The sequence below is a fragment of the Bifidobacterium ramosum genome (assembly GCF_009299505.1).
Taxonomy (GTDB): Bacteria; Actinomycetota; Actinomycetes; order Actinomycetales; family Bifidobacteriaceae; genus Bifidobacterium; species Bifidobacterium ramosum.
Genome location: NZ_WBSM01000001.1, coordinates 77,748 through 100,141 on the forward strand (window position 1 = coordinate 77,748; position 22,394 = coordinate 100,141).

Consider the following 22,394-nt stretch of genomic DNA (forward strand, 5'->3'; position numbering starts at 1 on the left):
GTGTCGTGTGTCTTGTGTGTTTCCTGCGTCTTTCGCATCGCCGACACTGTATAGTTATGCAATGTACTGCATAAAGTGTATAGTGACATGATGTTTACGAACGTCAAGGAAAAGAGCGACGACATGGCGAAATATACGGTAGCCGTGGCCGGTGCGACGGGATATGCGGGCGGTGAGGCGTTGCGCATCCTCGCCATGCACCCCGATTTCGAGGTGACCTGCGTGGCCGGTCACTCCTCGGTGGGCGACACGCTGGGCAAGCACATGCCCCACATTCCGCAACTGGCCGATCTGGTGGTCGAGGACACCACCCCGGAGGCGTTGAACGGCCACGACGTGATCATCCTCGCACTGCCGCACGGCGCGTCCGGCGCGTTGGCGACCAAGCTCGACCCGAACGCGGTGGTAGTGGACCTGGGCGCCGACCACCGGCTCGAGGAACGCAGCGCATGGGACGCCTACTATGGCGGCGACTTCTACGAGCACTGGACGTACGGCATGCCCGAACTCATCGTCGGCAAGGACGCTGACGGCGCATATCGCCGCCAGCGCGCGTCGTTGCCCGGCGTCAAGCGCATCGCCGGTCCGGGCTGCAACGTGACCGCCACCACGCTCGCCATGCAGCCGGGCGTCGCCGAAGGACTCGTCGAGCCGAAGACGCTGGTGGCCGATCTGGCCGTGGGCTATTCCGGCGCCGGCAAGAACCTCAAGCGCACCAACCTATTGGCTGCCGAGGCCTTCGGCTCGGCCGTGCCCTACGGCGTGGGCGGCACCCACCGCCACATCCCCGAAATCCTGCAGAATTTCGCCCACGCCGCCGGCCGGGACGCCGCGGCGGCCTCGGACTTCACGCTCGGCTTCACGCCGATCCTCGTGCCCATGGCGCGCGGCATCCTCGCCGTCGTCTCCGCGCAGCTGACCGACAAGGCGAAGGCGATGTCCGACGACGACATCCGCGCCGTCTGGCTGAACGCCTACGCCGGACAGGACTTCATCACCGTGTTGCCGCAGGGCACGCTGCCGGCTACGGCCAACATCATCGGCTCGAACGCGGCGCATGTGCAGGTCGTCACCGACCGCAAGGCCGGACGCCTGATCGCTTTCGCCGCCATCGACAACCTCAACCGCGGCACCGCCGGACAGGCGGTGCAGTCGCTGAACATCGCACTCGGCCTGCCGGAAGACGCGGGCCTCACCAAGATCGGAGTAGCACCGTGAGCGTTACCTTTGCACAGGGATTCTCGGCCGCAGGCGTGGCCGCTGGCATTTCTTCAGTCGCCGGAAAGAAGGATCTGGCCCTCGTCGTCAACAACGGCCCGCTGGACGCCGCAGCCGGCGTGTTCACCTCCAACCGATTCTGCGCGGCACCCGTGCAGTGGTCGCGTCATGCCGTCGCCGACGGCCATATCAAGGCCGTGATCCTCAACTCCGGCGGCGCCAACGCCTGCACCGGCAAGCCCGGCTACGAACAGTCGCGGACCACCGCCGAGACCGTCGCATCGCTGGTCGGCGCGGACGCCGACGACATCGCCGTGTGCTCCACTGGCCTGATCGGCGAGCTGCTGCCGCTCGACCACGTGCTCGCCGGCGCGCGCGCCGCGCACGACGCGCTGGCCTCGACCGCCGAGGCCGGAGCCGACGCGTCGCACGCCATCATGACCACCGACACCAAGCCCAAGACCGTCACGCTTGAAGGCAAGGCCGGTTGGCGCATCGGCGGCATGGTCAAGGGCTCCGGCATGATCGCCCCGCAGCTGGCCACCATGCTGTGCGTCATCACCACCGACGCCGTGGTCTCGGCCGGGCAGCTGCAGGCCGCACTGAACGCCGGCGTCGACACGTCGTTCAACCGCATCGACGTGGACGGATGCATGTCCACCAACGACACCGTGCTGCTGCTCGCCTCCGGCGCCTCGGGCGTCGAGCCTGACCCGGACGAGTTCAACGCGCTTGTCGCCTCGGCCTGTGCATCGCTCGCCCGCCAGATCATCGGCGACGGCGAAGGCGCCAGCCATGACATCCGCATCACCGTCACCGGCGCCACCACCGAGGACGCTGCCCTGGCCTGCGGCCGTGCGGTCGCCGCGTCCAACCTGCTCAAGTGTGCGATCAGCGGCAACGATCCGAACTGGGGACGCATCGTCTCTTCGCTCGGCACCGTGCCGCCGGACGTCGCCCCCTACGATGCGACCAAGGTGACCGTCGACGTCAACGGTGTGCGCATCTGCGAAAACGGCGGTGCCGGTCGCGACCGCTCCGAGGTCGACATGACCCCGCGCGAAGTGCACATCGACATCGACCTCAACGCGGGCGACGCCGAAGCGACCGTCTGGACCGACGACCTCACCCACGAATACGTCCACATCAACGCCGACTACGAAAGCTGACAGCTGAACATGGCAACAGAACTGAAGGGACCGGGATTCCATTTCGACGTGCACACCGACCTGCGCGCCGACCAGAAGGCGGAGGTGCTCATCGAGGCGCTCCCGTGGCTCGAGGAATTCGCCGGCCAGCGCATCGTCGTCAAATACGGCGGCAACGCGATGATCGACGACGAGCTCAAACGCTGCTTCGCCGAGGACATGGTCTTCCTGCGTCAGGTCGGCCTGCACCCGGTCGTGGTGCACGGCGGCGGCCCGCAGATCTCGCAGATGCTCAAGGCGCTCGGTATCAAGTCCGAGTTCAAGGGCGGCCTGCGCGTCACCACGCCCGAAGCCATGGACGTGGTGCGCATGGTCCTCACCGGCAAGGTGTCGCGCGAGCTCGTCGGCCTGATCAACGCGCACGGCCCGTTCGCGGTCGGCCTGTCCGGCGAGGACGGCGGCCTGTTCTCCGCCATGCAGCGCCGGCCCGTCATCGACGGCAAGCCCACCGACGTCGGCCTGGTCGGCGACGTGGTGAGCGTCGATGCGTCGGCCGTCGAGGACCTCATCGCCGCCGGGCGCATCCCGGTCGTTTCGTCCGTCGCGCCGAACGAGGACGACGCCACCGAAGTGCTCAACGTCAACGCCGATTCCGCGGCCGCGGCCCTCGCCGCCGCGCTCGGCGCACGCAAGCTCGTGATCCTGACCGACGTCGACGGCCTGTACGCCGACTGGCCGGACCGCAATTCGCTGATCGGCCGCATCGGCGTGGAAAACCTGCGCGACATGCTGCCCGACCTCGAATCCGGCATGCGCCCGAAGATGGAGGCGTGCGTGCGCGCGCTCGACGGCGGCGTGCCGCAGGCCCACATCATCGACGGCCGCAAGCCGCATTCCATCCTGAACGAGATTTTCACCACCGCGGGCATCGGCACCATGGTCGTGCCCGACGACGGTGTGGAGATGAGGAGTTCCTATGCCTACTGACAACACTGCAACCACTGCGGCCGCCGCCGTCTTTTCCACGACGGACGTGGCCACGAACGGGGCGCACGAGGAGACGCTCGGCGCCGAAGGCTCCAAGTGGCTGGGGGAGTACTCCCAGGTGCACATGAACGTGTTCGGCACGCCGCTGCGCGTCATGGACCACGGCCAGGGCGCGTACGTGTGGGACATCGACGGCAACGAATACCTCGACTTCCTCGCTGGCATCGCCGTCAACTCGATCGGCTATGCGCATCCCAAGTGGGTCAAGGCCGTGAGCGAGCAGGCCGCGAAGGTTGCCCACGTGAGCAACTACTTCGCCACCGAACCGCAGATCAAGCTCGCCGAAAAGCTCGTGCAACTGGCCGGCGCCCCGGAAGGCTCGCACGTGTACTTCGGCAATTCGGGCGCGGAAGGCAACGAGGCGGCCATCAAGCTCGCCAAGCTGTACGGTCGTACCCTGCCCGGCGCCGCGCCGGCGCTCGGCGGCAAGCCCGCCCGCATCATCGCCATGACCCACGGCTTCCACGGCCGTACGCTCGGCGCGCTGTCCGCGACGTGGAAGCCCGTCATCCGCACGCCGTTCGAGCCGCTCGTGCCGAACATCGAATTCGTCGAGGCCGGCGACCCGGTCGCTCTGTACGAGGCGTTCGCGCAGACCGGTCCGGGCAAGTACGGCAAGGGGCCGGTCGCCGCGGTCATCATGGAGCTCATCCAGGGTGAGGCCGGCGTGCGGCCGCTCGGCGCCGACTACGTGAAGAAGGCCCGCCAGATGTGCGACGCGAACAACGCGCTGCTCATCATCGACGAGGTGCAGACCGGCATGGGCCGCACCGGCGCGTGGTTCGCGTTCCAGCGCGAGGACCTGTCCGGCGGCATCGTGCCCGACATGATCACCTTCGCCAAGGGCGTGGCCGGCGGTTTCCCGATGGGCGGCATGATCGCCTTCGGCCAGAAGCTCTCCAGCCTGTTCACCCCCGGTTCGCACGGCTCCACCTTCGCCGGCAACCCGCTCGGCGCGGCCGCCGGCCTCGCCACGATCGGCGTGATCGAGGACGAGGATCTGGTCGCCAATGCCGAGGCGCGTGGCAAGCAGCTGCGCGACGGCATCATGGCCACCGGCAACACGCTGTTCGAATCGACGCGCGGCCGCGGCCTGCTCGACGCGATCCAGCTCGACCATCCGTGCTCCCACGCCGCGATGAACTGGGCCCTCGAACACGGGCTGATCGTCAACGCGGTCGCCCCCGACGCGCTGCGGCTCGCGCCGCCGCTCAACGTCACCGAACAGGACGTCGATGCAGCCATCGCCATCCTCGCCGGCATCCCGAACGATCTTCCCAACGACTGACGGCACCGACCGGCAGCCACGGCTGACGGTGACCGATAGCACTGATAAGGAGTCATTATGACCGGTCAACTGCGTCACATGCTTCGTGACGACGACCTCAACCACGAGGAACAGAAGCAGGTCCTCGAACTCGGCATGAAGTTCCGCGAGAACCGCTTCTACCGCCAGCCGTTCGCCGGCCCGCAGGCCGTCGCCGTGCTGTTCGACAAGCCGAGCACCCGCACCCGCTCCAGCTTCTCCATCGGCGTGGCGGAACTCGGCGGCTACCCGCTCGTCATCGACAAGTCCGGCTCCCAGCTGGGCCGCGGCGAGCCGGTGGCCGACACCGCGCGCGTGCTCACCCGCATGGCGTATGGCATCGTCTGGCGCACGTTCGGTCAGGACCGCGTCGAGGAGATGGCCAAATACGCCACCTGCCCGGTCGTCAACGCACTGACCGACGAATTCCACCCCTGCCAGGTGCTCGCCGACTTCCTGACCATCGCCCAGTTCCGCGGCGGCGTGGACGCGCTGCCCGGCAAAACGATCGCCTACGTGGGCGACGCGGCCAACAACATGGCCAACTCGTACCTGCTCGCCGGTGCGGTCGCCGGCATGAACGTGCGCGTGGCCGGCCCGTACGGCTACCTGCCGCACGCGGACATCGTCGCGGACGCCGAGCGTCTGGCCGCCGAGAACGGCGGGTCGATCCTCGTCACTACCGACCCGCGCGAGGCCGTGGCCGGCGCCGACTGCATCTTCACCGATACGTGGGTCTCCATGGGCGAGGAGGCGGAGTATGCGATCCGTTCCAAGCCGTTCTGGGACTATCAGGTCAACGACGAGCTCATGGCACTCGCCAAGCCGGACGCGCTGTTCCAGCATTGCCTGCCCGCATACCGCGGCAAGGAGGTCACCGCATCGGTGATCGACGGCCCGCAGTCCGTGGTGTGGGACGAGGCTGAGAACCGCTTGCACGCGCAGAAGGCGCTGCTCACATGGCTCGTCGGCCAGCAGCGCGGCGACGAAAGCCTGCTTGCATGACCGGCCGTGCCGGTCGTACTGCCAAGGGGCGGCCGACGAGCCGCCGACGGGAGACACGGAGATCAATATGAGTGATGCCAACATGCCGTTGCGGCGGCCGGCGACACGCGCCGCACGGTTGAGCGTCATCGAGGAGATCCTGCTCAACCACATCATCACGTCGCAGTCGCAGCTGTCCGGCATTCTCTCCGACGAGGGAATCGACGTGACGCAGGCCACGCTCAGCCGTGATCTCGACGAGATCAACGCGATGAAGACGCGGCTCAAGGACGGCACGATCGCCTACACTGTGGGCGACCATGCCGTCCATCAGGCCGCCGGCATCGGCGACAAGGCCGAGCAGCAGATGGCGAAGGTGCTGGGCGGGCTGGTCACGTCGGTCGCGTCGGCGCGCAACCTGGTGGTCGTGCACACGCCGTCCGGCGCGGCGCAGTATGTGGCCAGCGTCATCGACAAACAGCCGATCGACGGCGTGCTCGGCACGATCGCCGGCGACGACACCGTGATGGTGATCTGTTCGGACGACGACACCGCGGCCGCACGATCGCGGTGGCTGCTGTCGATCGCGTCCAAGAACTGATACGGTTCGGCGCATCCTCGTACCGGGCGCCGGAACACCGGTCATGAACCGGACGATACGACCTTCCGCCACGCCGAATGCATAAATATACAGACATGTGCATATACTTGCATCAGCTGACGTTTACAGAAAGGCAATCATGAGCGATAACAAGCGCATCGTACTCGCATACTCGGGCGGTCTGGACACGTCCGTCGCCATCTCGTACCTCAAGGAGCGCACCGGCAAGGACGTCGTCGCCGTGTCCCTCGACGTCGGCCAGGGCGGCGAAAGCCTCGAGACCATCAAGCAGCGCGCGCTCGCCTGCGGCGCCGTCGAATCCTACGTGGTCGACGCCCGCGACGAATTCGCCAACGAATACTGCATGATGGCCCTCAAGGCCAACGCCATGTACGAAGGCGTGTACCCGCTCGTCTCCGCCATCTCCCGTCCGCTCATCTCCAAACACCTCGTGCGTGCCGCCCACCAGTTCGGCGCCGACACGATCTCGCACGGTTGCACCGGTAAGGGCAACGACCAGGTGCGTTTCGAGGTGTCCATCGCCTCCATCGACCCGACGCTCAAGGCCATCAGCCCGATCCGCGACCTGTCGCTGACCCGCGACGTGGAGATCGCGTTCGCCAAGGAGCACAAGCTGCCGATCACCCAGACCGAGAAGTCGCCGTACTCCATCGACCAGAACGTGTGGGGCCGCGCCATCGAGACCGGCTTCCTCGAGGACCCGTGGAACGGCCCGACCAAGGACTGCTACGCCTACACCGACGATCCGGCCTTCCCGCCGGTCGAGGACGAGGTCGTCATCGAGTTCAAGCAGGGCATCCCGGTCAAGATCGACGGCCGCGACGTCACCCCGCTGCAGGCCATCGAGGAGCTCAACCGCCGCGCCGGCGCGCAGGGCATCGGTCGCATCGACCTCATCGAGGACCGTCTCGTCGGCATCAAGTCCCGCGAGCTGTACGAGGCCCCGGGCGCCGTGGCGCTCATCACCGCGCATCAGGAGCTCGAGAACTGCTGCCTCGAGCGCGAACAGCACCGCATCAAGCGCGACATCGACAAGCGTTGGGCCGAGCTGGTCTACGACGCGCAGTGGTTCTCCCCGGCCGTGCGTTCGCTCAACGCGTTCATCGAAGAGACCCAGAAGTACGTCTCCGGCGAAATCCGCATGACGCTGCACGGCGGCCGCGCGGTCGTCACCGGCCGTCGCTCCGACTCGTCGCTGTACGACTACAAGCTCGCCACCTACGATTCCGGCGACACCTTCGACCAGAAGTCCTCCAACGGCTTCATCGACATCTACGGCCTGCCGTCCCGCGTCGCCGCCGCCCGCGACGTGCGCTTCGGCAACGGCATCGAGGTGCCGGAGAACACCGTCGAGTGACGTTCGTCGTGTGCCGGATTGCCCGGTAGCGCCCAAGGCCCTTCTCCTGCGGGAGAAGGGCCTTTCGCGTATTGTTGCGTATTGTAGGATGCGTCGCATCGCGCGGGAGCTGGCAGCGAGACGCAAGACGTTCGGGGGAACGGCCGCATCGTCCCGAATCCCTCGCTCCGCCGGTATGACTGGCGGGACATGGTTGGACGTGCGCAAGGATCGTCTCCCTTTGACGGACATACAGCCGATTCACCCGTCAAAATCGGCTGTATGTCCGTCGAGGGGGCGGATGCTTGGGCGGATATGGGGTGGTTCCCGAATTTCTTGCGCTGAGAATGAGTCAGTGCAATTTTTTCGGGAGGAGTGGGCTGTTTCCCCGAAAAAGTTGCGTTTGGACTTGCTCAGTGCAGGTTATTCGGGACGATAGGGCTGTTTTCCCGAATATCTTGCGCCGGGGTTCGACGCGTGATTTTGGTGAGCGTTTCGATGGACGGTTGGGTACATGGTTTGATGTGTGGTTGGGCGTGTGGTCCGGTGTGGTCCGGTGTGATTCGTCATGGTTCGGTGCGTGGCCCGACGAGCGGTTTGGCACGTGATCGGTGTGATTTGTCGTGGTTCGGTGAGCGGTTTGGTGAGCGGCTCGACGAGTGGCTTGGTACATGGTTCGGCAAGAGTGAGGAACATGCGGCGGTAGATCGATCCTCGGTTTGTGGTTGATGGGATGGAGGGGGATTGATTCGTCCGACTTCCCTGACGGACATGCAGCCGGTTCCGCCCTGCGAATCGACTGTATGCCCGTCGGAGAAACAACCCGCACGATCTGAGGAACAAGCCGTACCGTCCGAGAAACATCCCAACGATCGAATATCCACAATCCTCAACGGACATACAGCCGATTCACCCGCCTCAATCGGCTGTATGTCCGTTGGAGGGGGGCGAGAATGCGGCGACGAAACTCCGCATGGAGGCGAATTCACAGACGAAGCGGCGAATGGATTCACGGCTGAAGCGGCAAACGGATTCAGGGGACGAGGTAGCAGGCGGATTCGTGGTCGGCGGCGCTAATGGTATGGAAACGATATAAGTGGTACGGACGCGGCGCAAATGGTTACGGAGACTGATAGGCTTTTGATGGTTTACGAGCATGAGAAGCCTGCCGCTTACCAAGCGGGCAACAGCACAAGGAGCATCACGCATGGCTGACAGCGCCGAGCAGAACACCGAGCATCTCGCCCTATGGGGCGGCCGTTTCACGTCCGGCCCGTCGCCGGAACTCGCCCGTCTGAGCAAGTCCACCCAGTTCGACTGGCGTCTCGCCGACGACGACATCGCCGGCTCGCGCGCCCACGCCCGCGCGCTTGGCCGCGCCGGTCTGCTCACCCCGGACGAACTGCAGCGCATGGAGGACGCGCTCGACGAACTGCAGCGCCGCGTCGATTCCGGCGCATTCGCCCCGATCGAGGACGACGAGGATGAGGCCACCGCGCTCGAACGCGGCCTGCTCGCCATCGCCGGCGACGAACTCGGCGGCAAGCTGCGCGCCGGCCGTTCCCGCAACGACCAGATCGCCTGCCTGATCCGCATGTGGCTGCGCCGCCACAGCCGCGTCATCGCCAAGCTGCTGCTCGGCCTCGCCTCCGCGCTCATCGAACAGTCCGTCGCCGCCGGCCGCACCGTCATGCCCGGCCGCACCCACATGCAGCACGCCCAGCCCGTTCTGCTTGCGCATCAGCTCATGGCCCATGTCTGGCCGATCCTACGCGACGTGCAGCGCCTCGCCGATTGGGACAAGCGCATTGATGCCAGCCCGTACGGCTCCGGCGCGCTTGCCGGCAACACGCTGGGTCTCGAGCCGGTCGCGGTCGCCCGCGAACTCGGCTTCACCAACGTCACCGCGAACTCGATCGACGGCACCGCCTCGCGTGATCTCGTCGCCGAATTCGCGTTCATCGCCGCCATGACCGGCGTCGATATCAGCCGTCTGAGCGAAGAGATCATCATCTGGAATACGCAGGAATTCGCGTTCGTCAAGCTTGACGACGCGTATTCGACCGGCTCGTCGATCATGCCGCAGAAGAAGAACCCGGACATCGCCGAGTTGGCCCGCGGCAAGTCCGGCCGCCTCATCGGCGACCTGACCGGTCTGCTCGCCACGCTCAAGGGCCTGCCCACCGCGTACGCCCGCGATTTGCAGGAGGACAAGGAGGCCGTGTTCGACCAGGTCGACACACTCGAAGTGCTGCTGCCCGCGTTCACCGGCATGGTCGCCACCATGCGCTTCGACCACGACCGTCTTGAGGCCGAAGCGCCGACCGGTTTCGCGCTCGCCACCGACATCGCCGAATGGCTCGTCAAGAACGGCGTGCCGTTCCGCCACGCGCACGAGCTGTCGGGCGCGTGCGTCAAGCGCGCCGAAGGCCGCGGCCAGGAGCTGTGGGACCTGACCGACGAGGACTTCATCGACGTGTTCAAGGACTTCCTGCCGGCCGACCTCGCGCCGCAGGTGCGTGAGGTGCTGTCCACCGAGGGCTCCGTGTCCGCACGCAACGGCAAGGGCGGCACGTCGCCGCTGCGCGTGCGTGAGCAGATCGTCGCCGCGAAGACGTCGATTGAGACGCTGCGTGCGTTCGCGAACTCTGTGTCCGACGGCCCGGCGTACAAGTCGCCCGAGTCGCTGTTGCAGAAGTAGGATCACGGCGAAGGCACCGTGCAGGGTGCAGGACGTTACCGACTGCGGTCGACTGCACTGATCACGGTCGGCACGACCGGCGGAAAGGGACCTGAATATGGCGATGAACGATGAGCAGCTGGAACGGTACGCTCGTCATCTGATCCTCAAAGGGGTCGGCGCGAAAGGGCAGAAGCGGCTGCTCGCCGCCAGCGTGCTCATCATCGGCGCGGGCGGCCTCGGCTCGCCGGTCGCGCTGTATCTCGCCGCCGCCGGTGTCGGCCGCATCGGACTGGCGGACGGCGATGTGGTCGATCTGAGCAACCTGCAGCGTCAGATCATCCATACGACCGCTCGCGTCGGCCAGCCCAAGGTCGAGTCCGCCGCCGCGGCCATCCGCGCGCTCAACCCCGACGTGACCGTCGACGAACACAACGGCATCGTCGACGCCGACACCATCGCCGCACTCATTGAACCGTACGATCTCGTCATCGATGCGACCGACAACTTCGCCACGAAATTCCTCATCAACGACGCGTGCGTGCTCGCCGGCAAGCCGTTCATCCACGCAGGCGTCGTCGGCTTCGCCGGCCAGCTCATGGACGTGGTGCCGGGCGCCGGCCCCTGCTACCGCTGCATCTTCGAGGAGATGCCGCCGGCGGGTGAGGTGCCGACCTGCAAGGAGGCGGGCGTGCTCGGCGCGGTCGTCGGCGTGATCGGCAGTCTCGAGGCCACCGAGGCGGTCAAGCTCATCGTCGGCGTGGGTGAGCCGCTTATCGGCCGCATGCTCACCGTCGACGCGCTCACCATGGATGTGCGTCGCGTGCCGCTGCCGGACCGCGTGCCCGAGTGTGCGGTGTGCGGCGACCATCCGACCATCACGACGCTCGATCCGGCGCGGTACGTCCAGCCGGCCTGCGCGATCTGACGTCACACGCCGTCGATTACGACAATCATCAGAAGGGGAATGACATGGCCATCGCATTGCATGGGGACGACGATACGAACGACGAGTACCGGCACATCACGCCGGCCGACTTCGCCGCGCTTGACCACGATACGGTCACGCTGCTGGACCTGCGCGAACCGGACGAGGTGATCGTGCATCCGGTCAAGGACGCGATCAACATTCCGTTCGACCAGATCGGCCAGCGGCTCGGCTCGGTGCCGACCGGTAAGCCGGTCGTCGTGTTCTGCCGCGTGGGCGATTGGAGCGAGCAGGTCTGTGAGATCCTCGCCGACCGCGGTTATGAGGCGATCAATCTGGACGGCGGGTTCGCCGCGTTGCGTGACGCCGGATACGCGGACGGGGTGGCGGCTGGCGATACGGCCGCCGGTACGTCTGACAATGTCACTGACGATACGGCCACACAGGTCGTGACGAGTGGCGATTCGAAAGAGGAGACGATTCCCGCCGCGCAGGCCGCACCCAAGACGCTGCACGTTGACGCGAAGGGACTCAAATGCCCCGGTCCGATCGTCGCCGTCGCCGATGCGCTGCGTCCCGAACCGGCCGGTACCAGGCTTACGGTCGAGGCCACCGAGGACGCGTTCTGCTCCGACATCGCCGTGTGGGCCGAACGCACCGGCAACACGCTGCTCAGCCTCACGTGCGAAAGCGACGACGGCATCATCCACGCCGAACTGGAGAAGGGCGCGCCGGCCGGTACCACGCCCAACGCCGCGCCGCAATCCCTATCAACCGCCGGTTCCGCCGCGGCCCCCGCATCCGCCGGCGGCGACGTGCTCCACGACAAGACCTTCGTCGTCTTCAGCGGCGACCTCGACAAGACCATCGCCGTGTTCATCATGGCCAACGGCGCGGCTGCGATGGGCCGCAAGGTCACGATCTTCTTCACGTTCTGGGGACTGAACATCCTGCGCAAGCCCAAGCACGTGCGCGTCGCCAAGAACCTCGTCGAGCGCATGTTCGGCTTCATGATGCCGCGTGGCACCAAGCAGCTGGGCCTGAGCCGCATGAATATGGGCGGCCTCGGCGCGACGATGATCCGCTGGATCATGCGGTCCAAGAACGTCGCCTCGCTCGAGGAGCTCATGAAGCAGGCCACCGACCACGGCGTGCGGCTCGTCGCCTGCCAGATGTCGATGGATATCATGGGCATCCGCAAGGAGGAGCTCATCGACGGCGTGGAACTCGGCGGCGTGAGCACGTTCCTCGGTGCCGGCGAAACCAGCGACATGAGCCTGTTCGTCTGAATCGTCGTACGTCCATGCGTAACTGTCGTGCGTCCGTGCGTGGGCCGGCCGGGTCGGTCTGGCCCGTCCGCACGTCCGCAGGCCGTCGTCGTGCGTCCCGATCATCACTCAGTACGCGCAATACCATGGCCGCCGCGCACTGAGTGATGATCACAGGCCCGTAATCATCACCCGGTGCGCGCAGCCATCGTGATTGCGCGCACGGAGTGACGGTTTACCGTGTGCGATGATCATCGCACACGAGCGTTCTCGCGACGATCATCCCACCGAACGACGTCGTCTGTTATCCGGATGTCCTACAATCATGCACGAACACGACGCACGCACGGACGGACGACGGGAGACACGCGGTGCTGACACGCAACCAGATACGGGCCTTGGTGAACGAACACGGCCACGACATCCTCGACCACGAGCACATGCGCATCGAACGCACCAGCTACCAGCACGGTTGCATCACCACATACGCCCATTCGATCCGCGTCGCATGCCTCGCCGTCTGGTTCGCCGACCGGCTGCACCTGTGGCATCGCGTTGACCTGCGCTCGCTGATCCGCGCCGCGCTGCTGCACGACTACTTCCTGTACGACTGGCACGACTGGGACGACGGCGACCACCGCCTGCACGGGTTCACGCACGGCCGGACCGCGCTGCGCAACGCGATGCGCGATTTCAGGCTCAACGCGATCGAACGCGACAGCATCGCCTGCCACATGTTCCCGATGACGCCCACCCCGCCCAGCTATCTCGAGGGCTATCTGGTCACCATGGCCGACAAGGTGAGCGCCACGCGCGAAACGGTGAGCCTCAAACGGTTCAACCGGCCGAAGCTCGCACGCCGCTGACGGCCGCGGCCGACGACGGCATGACGCCTGCGAGACGGAACTGATATACGACCGACATACGAATGACATACGACGGGAGCGCATGCCGATGAACATGATGGTGACGCTGGAACACCTGTTTCTCTGGTTTCTGTTCTACAGCTTCTGCGGCTGGGTGTACGAGTCGATTCTCGTGTCGGTGCAGCAGCGGCGGCCGGTGAACCGCGGTTTTCTCAACGGCCCGCTGTGCCCGATCTACGGCACCGGCGCGGTGCTGGGCGTCGTGCTGCTCGGCCGCATCCATGATCCGGTGATCCTGTTCGTCGTGTCGGCGGTCGGTGCGTGCGTGCTCGAATACTTCACGTCGTGGGCGATGGAACGGCTGTTTCACGCGCGATGGTGGGATTATTCGCACTTCCGGTTCAACCTGAACGGCCGCATCTGCCTGCTCGGCGCGATCGTGTTCGGCATCGGCGGTGTGGCGATCGTCGACGTCGTGCAGCCGCAGGTCGCGCGCGTCACCGCGATGATCCCGCTGCCGGTGGTGCATTGGCTGACGTTCGTCTGCCTGTTCCTGACCGTGCTCGACACGGCGGTCACCGTGGCCGGCATCGTCGATTTCGACCGCAGCCTCGACCAGCTGTCCGCCGTGGTGGCGAAGTACGGCGACGCGATGCGCGAGAAGGTCGGCGACGTGGTGGGCGACGCGCTCGACGGCGCGTCCGACCGTGTCGGCGAGTCGTGGCAGCTCGGCAAGGATATGTCGACCGAGTTCATGCTCAAGGTCAAGGACGCAGCCGATTCCGTATTCAACCGTCAGCAGCGCCGCATGATCGCCTCGTTCCCGCGTCTGCGCGCCGACCGCAACAACGAGGCCCTGCAGCAGCTGCGCGACACGTTCGAGAAGCTGTATCGCCGACGCGGGTGACGGTCGACCGACGGCCGCGCGGCGGCGCTGTCGGCCTGTTCTGCGAGACTGATAGGCGCAGAAAACCCACAATTTGATAGGGAGAAACCACGGTTATGGCTCACGTCATCGATTTCAAGGAGGCCGGATTCGACTCCGTCCTCGATGAACTGGAATGGCGCGGGCTGATCTCGCAGTCCACCGACCGCGATCAGCTCGCCGCAGCGCTGAACGGGGAGCCGGTCACCTATTATTGCGGCTTCGACCCGACCGCCGCGTCCCTGCACATCGGCAATCTGGTGCAGCTCATCAACATGCGCCATCTGCAGGCGGCCGGCCATCATCCGATCGCGCTGGTCGGCGGCGCCACCGGCCTCATCGGCGATCCGCGCCAGTCGGGCGAGCGCACGCTCAACCCGAAGGATGTCGTCGCCGGCTGGGCCGAACGGCTCAAGCACCAGATCGGCGGCATCCTCGAAAACGAGGGCGACAACCCGGTGCGCTTCGTGTCGAACTACGACTGGACCGCGCAGATGTCCGTCATCGACTTCCTGCGCGACGTCGGCAAGAACTTCCGTCTCGGCACCATGCTCGCCAAGGACACGGTTGCGCGCCGCCTGAACTCCGAGGAGGGCATCTCCTTCACCGAGTTCAGCTATCAGGTGCTGCAGGGCAACGACTTCCTGCACCTGTACGACGAGTACGGCTGCACGCTCGAAATCGGGGGCTCCGACCAGTGGGGTAACCTCACCAGCGGCATGGACCTGATCCGCAAGGTGCGCGGCGCCACGGTGAACGTGTTCACCAGCCCGATCATCACCGACGCGAGCGGCAAGAAGTTCGGCAAGTCCGAAGGCAACGCCGTCTGGCTCGACGGCACCATGCTCAGCCCGTACAAGTTCTACCAGTTCTGGTTCAACCGCCCCGACGTGGAGATGGAGGGCCTGCTCAAGGCGTTCACGTTCCTGCCGAAGGCCGAGATCGAACGCCTGGTGGAGGAGTCGAAGACCAACCCGGGCGCCCGCGAGGCGCAGAGGACGCTGGCTTGGGAGGTCACGAGCTTCGTGCACGGCGAGGCCGCGACGCAGGCCGCGATCGACGCGTCGGCCGCGCTGTTCGGCCGTGGCGGCGACCTCGGTTCGATCGACGAGGACACGCTCGAGGCCGCGATCGACGGCCTGAAGGTCGAGGACGAGCACGGTGACAAGGCGTTCGCAGCCGTGGCCGACGGTGATCGCGTGATCGAGGCCGGCGTCAAGGCCGGGCTGTTCAAGTCGATCTCCGAGGCGCGTCGTGCGGTCAAGTCCGGCGGCGTGTACCTCAACAACAACCGCGTGGAGGACGAGGAGCAGACGCTGGGCGAGGCCGACTTCCTGCACGGTCGCTTCGCGCTGATCCGCCGCGGCAAGAAGGCCCTCGGCGCGGTCGAGAAGCACTGATTTCGGTATTTTTTAGAGCACAGCAAGACACAGCAAATATCTCGGCTCCTTTGATCGAGGGAGCCGAGCACGTCAGTGAAGGACATCAATGGCAGAAGAACAGGGCCGCTCGGGCGGCAAATCCTACGGCAATCGCAAGTCCTACGGCTCCGGCCGGTCCGGTGGCAACGGTCACGGCGGCCGTTCGTTCGGCGGATCGCGCGGCGGTTTCCGCCGTGACGGCAACGGCAAGTCCGGCGGCTTCCATAAGGGCGGGTTCCGCAAGGACGGCGGTTTCCGCCGCGATCGCGACGGTGCCGGCGAAGGCCGTGATTTCAACCGCGAGGGCGGCGAGCGTCGCGACTTCCACCGCGACGGCGAGCACGGCGGCTACCGCGGCAAGTCGGGTGGTTTCCACGGCGGCCGTTCCGGCGGTTTCCGCAAGGACTTCCGTAAGGACGGCGAGCGCGGCGGCTTCCGTCGCGACGGTGGTTTCCGCCGTGACGACGATCGCAAGGACTTCCGCCGTGACGGCGAGCATCGCGACAACGATCGCCGTGATTTCAAGCGCGAGGGCGGCGAGCACCGTTCATTCCATCGCGACAACGAGCGTCACGACTTCCGCCGCGACGACCGCCGTCAGGGCGACAACCCGCGCTACCGTCGTGATGACCGTCGTGATGATCGTCGTGATTTCAAGCGTAACGATGGCGAGCGTCGCGAGTTCAAGCGCGACGACGATCGCCGGAACTTCCGTCGCGATGATCGTCGTGACGATCGCCGTGACTTCAAGCGTAACGACAGCGATCGCCGCGAGTTCACGCCGGAGGAGAAGCGCGAATACCGCGAGACGAAGCGTCGCGAATACATGGAGCGCGGCCCGCGCCGCAACTCCGACGGCACGATGAGCTTCCCGTCACAGAACCCGTACACCGCGCGCCGACCTGACGAGCCGAAGATGCCGAAGGGCATGGAATGGTCGATGCTGTCGACCGACGAGCGCGAACGTCTGCGCGGCCTGTCCAAGGAACACGCCGAGAACATCGGCCTGCACATCCTCGCCGCCTATGCGCTCGAGGAGTCCAACCCGGAGCTCGCGCTCGCGCACGCCAAGTGGGTGGCCCGTCAGGCGTCCCGCATCGACTTCGCCCGTGAAACCCTCGCGTTCGTCGCGTACCGTCAGGGCGACTACAAGCTTGCGCTCAAGGAGTTCCGCACCGCGTTCCGCATGAACGGCTTCCCGGACTACCTGCCGTTCATCGCCGACTGCGAACGCGGCACCGGCAACCCGAAGAAGGCCGTCGAGGTGGCGACCTCCGACGACGCCAAGCAGCTGCGCGGCGAAGCCAAGGTCGAAATGTTCCTCGTGTACGCCGGCGCGCTCGCCGACCTCGGCCAGACGGACAAGGCCATCGAGATCGTGCACACGATCGGCCGTTCCAAGGGTCTGCCGGGGGAGTACCGCATGCGCGCCATCCAGGCCGAACAGTACTTCCTCGAGGAGGCCGGTCGTGGCGAGGAGGCCGCCGATCTCGATCCGCTGCTCGACAAGCTCGAACTGCAGTACGCGGACGACGACGAGGCCGTCGATGACGTGGTGATCGACCACGATCTCGAACGGTTCAGCGACGACGAGCTCGACATGCTCGGCATCAGCGAGGCCGACGCGCAGTACGCGCCGGAGGACGATGCCGAGGATGCCGATGCCGACGGTGCGGATACGGACGATTCCGAGGACGACGGCAACGCGTCGAACGCCGAGGACGCGGACGACGCCGAGGACGTGAAGGAGGTCGCCGGCATGAGCGAATCCGCTGAGCACGAGGCCGCCGATGCGGTCAACGGCGACGCCTCCGCCGACGACGAATCCGTGCTGCCGGCGCAGGAGGCGCAGGACGGCTCCGATTCCACCGTCGAACCGGAGACCGGCATCGACGACGCGGCCGACGAAACGGACGCTGACGGTGACGGTGCTGATGGCGCCGATGCGGCCGACGGTGCCGACGCGGCTGACGCGGAGTGATGACGGGCATGCTCAAATCCACCGACAAGCCGATCGCCGAGGCATACCGTCTGGCGCTGCTCGACCTCGACGGCGTGGTATACCGGGGCAAGAACCCGGTCGAACACGCTGCCGAATCGATCCGCCGGGCCGAGGCGGCCGGCATGACCATCGAATACACGACGAACAATTCGTCGCGCTTCCAACGCGTCGTCGCCGAGCAGCTGCGCGGGTTCGATCTTGCGGTCGAACCGCATCAGGTGATCACCTCGTCGGTGGTCGCCGCCCGCATGGTGCGCCGGCATGTGCCGGCCGGCTCCAAGGTGCTGGTGCTGGGCGCCGAACATCTGCGCGAGGAGGTCGCCCGTCAGGGACTGATCGTGGTCGATGGCGCGGCAGACCAGCCGGTGGCCGCGATTCAGGGCTGGTATCCGGACATGCGCTGGCAGGAGATGGCCGAAGTCGCGTTCGCGGTCGAACATGGGGCGACGTATTTCGTCACCAACCGTGACCTGACCATTCCGCGCGAACTGGGCATCGCGCCGGGCTGCGGGTCGATGATCCAGGCCGTCATCAACGCGACCGGCGTCGAACCGGTCGCCTCGGCCGGCAAACCCGAATCCGCGATGTACGACGAGGCACGGCTGCTCGCGGCCGGCGACGACGAGGAACCGGTTGCCAAGGACGCATGTCTGGCGATCGGAGACCGGCTCGACACCGATATCGAGGCCGGTAACCGCGGCGGCTATGATTCGCTGGCCGTGCTCACCGGCGTCACCAATCCGCACGAGCTCATGCTCGCCCCGGCGCATCTGCGTCCGACCTACATCGTCAAGGACCTGCGCGGGCTGCTCGAAGCACAGCCGGCCGCGACCGCCGGCGACGACGGATCGTGGGCATGCGGCGACGCGACCGCAACATTGCGTGACAGCGTGCTGACGGTCAGCGACGCGGCCAGCATGAACGCCCTGCGCGCGGCATGCGCCCTCATGTGGGACTATGCCGATGCCGGTGGCGACGTATCGGCGGTCACACTGCCTGATTTCGCGCTCTAACGCTGCTCCGGCCTCCTCCGACGAGGAGGCCGGTTCGTTGCCGGACGGTTTCGAGCGGGACGACGATTCGTCTCGTTGATTTCTCTCCATCCCCTCATTCCTATCATGTGCAAGGAGCTTGTGTCATGCCCGACGATTTGATCCAGCGGTTCCCCGAACTGGCCGATCTGGATGCCAAAGATATGCCGCAGCGCATCACGGCGTTTCAGGACGTGCTCGATCGGCTCCAGCACGAGCTTGACGACAGCCGGTGACCTATGGCACGGCTTGACTCCTTGCTGGTCGATCGCGGATTGGTCGACAGCCGTTCCAAGGCGCAGAAACTCATCAGGGCCGGACAGGTCGTCGTCAACGGCGTCCCCGCATCCAAGCCGGCCATGACCGTGGATGCGACGGCCGCCATCACCGTGGATAAAGGCGACGACTACGTGTCGCGCGGAGCCTACAAACTGGTCGGCGCGTTCGACATGTTCGCCGCCGACGGATTGCCATCGCCGGACGGGATGCATTGTCTCGACATCGGCGCGTCCACCGGCGGATTCACCCAAGTGCTGCTGCGTCGGGGCGCGGCGCAGGTTATCGCGCTCGACGTCGGCCATGACCAGCTTGACCGGCGTGTGGCCGACGATCCGCGCGTCATTCGCATGGACGGCGTCAACATCCGCGACGTGACCGTCGACGATCTGCCGTATCGGCCGCAGATGATCGTCTCCGACGTGTCGTTCATTTCGCTGACCTACGTGATTCCGGTCATCGCGCGGATCGCCGCGCCGGGTGCGCATGTCGTGCTGCTCGTCAAGCCGCAGTTCGAGGTCGGCAGGGAAGGGCTTGGCCGGCACGGCATCGTGGAGGATCCGTCGCTGCGTGAACAGGCGTTGGACAAGATCGTCCGATGCGCCGCCGACTGTAGTCTCGATGTCGTGACCGCCGCGGATTCGCCCATCGAAGGCACCCACGGCAACGTCGAATACCTCCTCTACGCGCGTCGACCCTGACGTTGCGCCCAAGACGTCGCACGCCATGGCTCCCCGCGCTGAGGGGAACTGCCAGCGCAGCCGGCTGAAGGGAGCGGGGCCGCCGGCCTCGTACGTCACCCGCGGATGAACTTGTCGATCTGGTCTTCCTTGCCCATGATGATGAGCTCGTCGTTGCGGTGCATGACCAGTTCCTTCGACCCGTACTGGAATTCCTTGCCCGGCGACTTGATGCCGACCACGGTGATGCCGTACCGTTCGTGCACCTTCGCATCCTCGATGCTGTAACCGACGACGTGCGACGGCGTGTGGATCTTCACGACAGTATGAGCGCCTTCGATTTCGATGTAGTCAAGATAGTTGCCGGACACCAGATGACCGACGCGTTTGCCGGCGTCCGTCTCCGCGTTGATGATGTGGCGTGCGCCGATGCGCTGCAGGATGCGTGCATGCTCCTTCGACACGGATTTCGCCCAGATGTCCGAGATGCCGGCGTCCAGCAGATTACCGGTGGTGATGACCGATGCCTCCACGCTGTCACCGATCGCCACGATCGCCGTGTTGAAATCCGAGGCGTTGAGCTGTTCCAGCGCCAGCACGTCCGTCATGTCGGCCTGCACGGTGGGGATCTGCGACGACCAGCGGTTCACGAGTTCCGGATCACGGTCGACGGCGAGCACATCCTGCCCCATCGCATCCAGCGTGGTCGCCACGGAGCTGCCGAATCGGCCGAGTCCGACGACCAGAATGCTTCTGCCGTTATTCGCCATGTCGTTCGATCCTTCCTACGTCTGTGCCATGTCGGCCGGTACCTGCATATGCTGGTCTTCTGTGCGGCGCGGTGCCGGATTCCGCCGGCATCGTTGTGCCGGGGCGGCCGGTCGACCATGCTGCTGTCCGATGATACCGCGTGCCGTATCGTATTGCGACCGACTCCGGGCGACGAGTGTGACTTTTCGTGTGCGATCGCCGTCAGCCGACGACCAGCGGTTCGGTCGGGTATCGCAACGCCTCGAGCGCGCGTGGACGGCTGATCGAATAGGCGATCGTCATCGGACCAAGACGGCCGATGACCATGGTGATCGCGAGGATCGCCAGCGCGGCCGGATTGTCCTCGCGTGCCACGCCCACCGTGTATCCGCCGAGTCCGAACGCCGAGCAGGCGTCGAAAAGCGCGTTGGACAACGATGCGTCGGAGACGAGCATCAACGCGAGCGATGCGGCGAGCACGAGCATCAGGCATGTGGTGGTGATGCTCACGGCCGTCATCACCACGTTCGTGTGGATGCGGCGGCGGAACGCGTTGATGTCTTTGTGCCCGGTGAACGATGCCCGGCATACGAGCAGGATCACCGCGAACGTGGTGACCCTGATGCCGCCGGCGGTCGATGTGCTGCCGCCGCCGATGAACATGATGGCGCTCATGAACACCTTGGTGGCTTCGCTGACCTGCGGCATCCACGACAGGTCGAATCCGGAGGAGCGTGGCATGACCGCCGCCACCACGGCATGCCGCAGACGCGTCTCCACATCGGCGTTCTTGAACAGGAACGGGTTATCCCATTCGACCAGCAGGAACCACGCCAGCGACACGGCCACGATCAGGAACGTCATCGTCAACGTGATCTTGGTGTGCAGGCTCCACCGGCGTGGCGGCACATGCTGTCGTGCGCACCGCATGAGGTTGAGCAGGACGGGGAAGCCGAGCGTGCCGCAGAACGCGGACATCATGATCGGCATGCCCACGGCCCAGTTGTTCACGTGCAGGCCGGCGCCGTCCGGGGTGAACCCGGCGTTGTTGTAGGACATGACCGCGAAGAACAACGCCTCCCATGCGGTTTTGCCCGTATCGCCCCGGTTGATCGACCACAGTCCGGGGAACAGGGCCAGGAACGTGATGATCTCGATGACGAACGTGGTGGTGACGACGACGGTGAGCACGCCCCGGATTTCGGACAGTTTGGTGGTGCCCAGCTCCGTGGCGGTGAGCAGCCGTTGCGTGGCTTTCATGTGATGGTTGACGGCCAGCGCGATCATCGACGCGAAGGTCATGACGCCCAAGCCACCCATCTGCACGGAGACAAGCAGGATCGCCTGGCCGAACTGGGTCCAGTGCGTGGTCGAGTTGACGATCGAGATGCCGCAGGTCGACAGCGCCGACACCGCGGTGAACAAGGCCGTGGAGAACGTGGTGGTTTCGCCCGGGGGAGTGGACTGCGGGAGCAGCAGCATGCCGGTGGCGATGACGACCAGCGCCAGAAAGTAGATGATGGTGAGTCGGCCGGGATGCGACGTGACATGCTGACGGAACGTGTGCCGATGGGCCCGTTGCTCGTCGGCCGCCGCCTTCTCGAAGGTGTCGCCGGAGAACCACCATGCATAGCCGCGTGACGATTCGCGGTTGGAGGACGATTCGTCGAATACGAGGTTTGACATCGTTCCCTCCCGTCCCGTGTCCGTCGTTGCGCGGGTGCCGGCCCCGCGCCATCCGTGTGCCGATGGAGGACATTCTATGCCCCGCACGTGAGAAGCAGTGCCGGCGGCAGGGGCTCGCACGGCGTGGCGCAAGGAAGAACACGGCGTGTCATGCGAACAAGTGTTCGAAATCTCGATTGGTTCGGCTAGGATGAGATGAGTTCTTGGTTCCTGCTGGCAA

At 65.7% G+C, this 22,394-nt stretch carries 19 protein-coding genes; 17 read left to right on the forward strand and 2 right to left on the reverse strand.

All coding sequences use genetic code 11. The annotated features are described in order from the left end of the window. The first annotated feature begins 123 nt into the window (after positions 1-123). The 17 genes from argC (at position 124) to DSM100688_RS00370 (ending at position 19,759) form a co-directional block, all read left to right on the forward strand. On the forward strand, positions 124-1,218 hold the full coding sequence (gene argC, locus DSM100688_RS00295) for an N-acetyl-gamma-glutamyl-phosphate reductase (protein WP_152357611.1): 1,095 nt from the start codon (positions 124-126) through the stop codon (positions 1,216-1,218). Continuing rightward, positions 1,215-2,387 (forward strand): bifunctional glutamate N-acetyltransferase/amino-acid acetyltransferase ArgJ, encoded by a 1,173-nt coding sequence (gene argJ / locus DSM100688_RS00300; RefSeq protein ID WP_152357198.1) that lies wholly within the window; start codon positions 1,215-1,217, stop codon positions 2,385-2,387. The genes argC and argJ overlap by 4 nt, the downstream gene beginning before the upstream one ends. 9 nt (positions 2,388-2,396) lie before the next feature. Continuing rightward, positions 2,397-3,353: an acetylglutamate kinase gene (gene argB, locus DSM100688_RS00305; protein ID WP_152357199.1), complete on the forward strand. Its 957-nt coding sequence runs from the start codon at positions 2,397-2,399 to the stop codon at positions 3,351-3,353. A 46-nt stretch (positions 3,354-3,399) separates the two neighbouring features. Further along, positions 3,400-4,701: an acetylornithine transaminase gene (locus DSM100688_RS00310; RefSeq protein WP_240811832.1), complete on the forward strand. Its 1,302-nt coding sequence runs from the start codon at positions 3,400-3,402 to the stop codon at positions 4,699-4,701. Positions 4,702-4,758: 57 nt separating this feature from the next. Beyond that, the gene (gene argF / locus DSM100688_RS00315; RefSeq protein WP_152357201.1) at positions 4,759-5,724 is read left to right on the forward strand and encodes an ornithine carbamoyltransferase; all 966 of its coding nucleotides are present in this window, start codon (positions 4,759-4,761) and stop codon (positions 5,722-5,724) included. Between the two features lie 67 nt (positions 5,725-5,791). Further along, complete coding sequence (gene argR, locus DSM100688_RS00320; protein WP_152357202.1) at positions 5,792-6,304, forward strand: arginine repressor; 513 nt, start codon at positions 5,792-5,794, stop codon at positions 6,302-6,304. 139 nt (positions 6,305-6,443) lie between these two features. Next, positions 6,444-7,682: an argininosuccinate synthase gene (locus tag DSM100688_RS00325; RefSeq protein WP_152357203.1), complete on the forward strand. Its 1,239-nt coding sequence runs from the start codon at positions 6,444-6,446 to the stop codon at positions 7,680-7,682. A gap of 1,186 nt (positions 7,683-8,868) precedes the next feature. Further along, the gene (gene argH / locus DSM100688_RS00330) at positions 8,869-10,362 is read left to right on the forward strand and encodes an argininosuccinate lyase (RefSeq protein ID WP_152357204.1); all 1,494 of its coding nucleotides are present in this window, start codon (positions 8,869-8,871) and stop codon (positions 10,360-10,362) included. 97 nt (positions 10,363-10,459) lie between these two features. After that, complete coding sequence (gene thiF, locus DSM100688_RS00335) at positions 10,460-11,269, forward strand: thiazole biosynthesis adenylyltransferase ThiF (RefSeq protein WP_152357205.1); 810 nt, start codon at positions 10,460-10,462, stop codon at positions 11,267-11,269. Between the two features lie 44 nt (positions 11,270-11,313). Continuing rightward, positions 11,314-12,558: a DsrE/DsrF/DrsH-like family protein gene (locus tag DSM100688_RS00340; RefSeq protein ID WP_152357206.1), complete on the forward strand. Its 1,245-nt coding sequence runs from the start codon at positions 11,314-11,316 to the stop codon at positions 12,556-12,558. Between the two features lie 350 nt (positions 12,559-12,908). Further along, the gene (locus DSM100688_RS00345) at positions 12,909-13,403 is read left to right on the forward strand and encodes an HD domain-containing protein (protein ID WP_152357207.1); all 495 of its coding nucleotides are present in this window, start codon (positions 12,909-12,911) and stop codon (positions 13,401-13,403) included. Positions 13,404-13,497: 94 nt separating this feature from the next. Beyond that, a complete protein-coding gene (locus DSM100688_RS00350) occupies positions 13,498-14,310 on the forward strand; it encodes a putative ABC transporter permease (RefSeq protein WP_204316622.1) in 813 nt (270 codons plus the stop codon). A 95-nt stretch (positions 14,311-14,405) separates the two neighbouring features. After that, positions 14,406-15,728: a tyrosine--tRNA ligase gene (gene tyrS, locus DSM100688_RS00355; protein WP_152357208.1), complete on the forward strand. Its 1,323-nt coding sequence runs from the start codon at positions 14,406-14,408 to the stop codon at positions 15,726-15,728. Between the two features lie 88 nt (positions 15,729-15,816). Further along, positions 15,817-17,730, forward strand: coding sequence for a tetratricopeptide repeat protein (locus DSM100688_RS11850; protein WP_204316606.1), 1,914 nt, complete (start codon positions 15,817-15,819; stop codon positions 17,728-17,730). After that, positions 17,730-18,764 carry an HAD-IIA family hydrolase gene (locus tag DSM100688_RS00365; protein WP_152357209.1) on the forward strand — a complete coding sequence of 345 codons (1,035 nt, stop codon included), beginning with the start codon at positions 17,730-17,732 and terminating at the stop codon, positions 18,762-18,764. The genes DSM100688_RS11850 and DSM100688_RS00365 overlap by 1 nt, the downstream gene beginning before the upstream one ends. Positions 18,765-18,889: 125 nt before the next feature. Next, complete coding sequence (locus DSM100688_RS12175; RefSeq protein WP_275575895.1) at positions 18,890-19,018, forward strand: hypothetical protein; 129 nt, start codon at positions 18,890-18,892, stop codon at positions 19,016-19,018. Between the two features lie 3 nt (positions 19,019-19,021). Then, positions 19,022-19,759 (forward strand): TlyA family RNA methyltransferase, encoded by a 738-nt coding sequence (locus DSM100688_RS00370; protein ID WP_152357210.1) that lies wholly within the window; start codon positions 19,022-19,024, stop codon positions 19,757-19,759. A gap of 95 nt (positions 19,760-19,854) precedes the next feature. Here DSM100688_RS00370 and DSM100688_RS00375 read toward each other — a convergent pair whose 3' ends face one another. Both DSM100688_RS00375 and DSM100688_RS00380 read right to left on the reverse strand, forming a co-directional pair. Beyond that, complete coding sequence (locus DSM100688_RS00375; protein ID WP_152357211.1) at positions 19,855-20,508, reverse strand: potassium channel family protein; 654 nt, start codon at positions 20,506-20,508, stop codon at positions 19,855-19,857. Positions 20,509-20,710: 202 nt separating this feature from the next. After that, positions 20,711-22,174: a TrkH family potassium uptake protein gene (locus DSM100688_RS00380; protein WP_152357212.1), complete on the reverse strand. Its 1,464-nt coding sequence runs from the start codon at positions 22,172-22,174 to the stop codon at positions 20,711-20,713. Positions 22,175-22,394 lie beyond the last annotated feature (220 nt).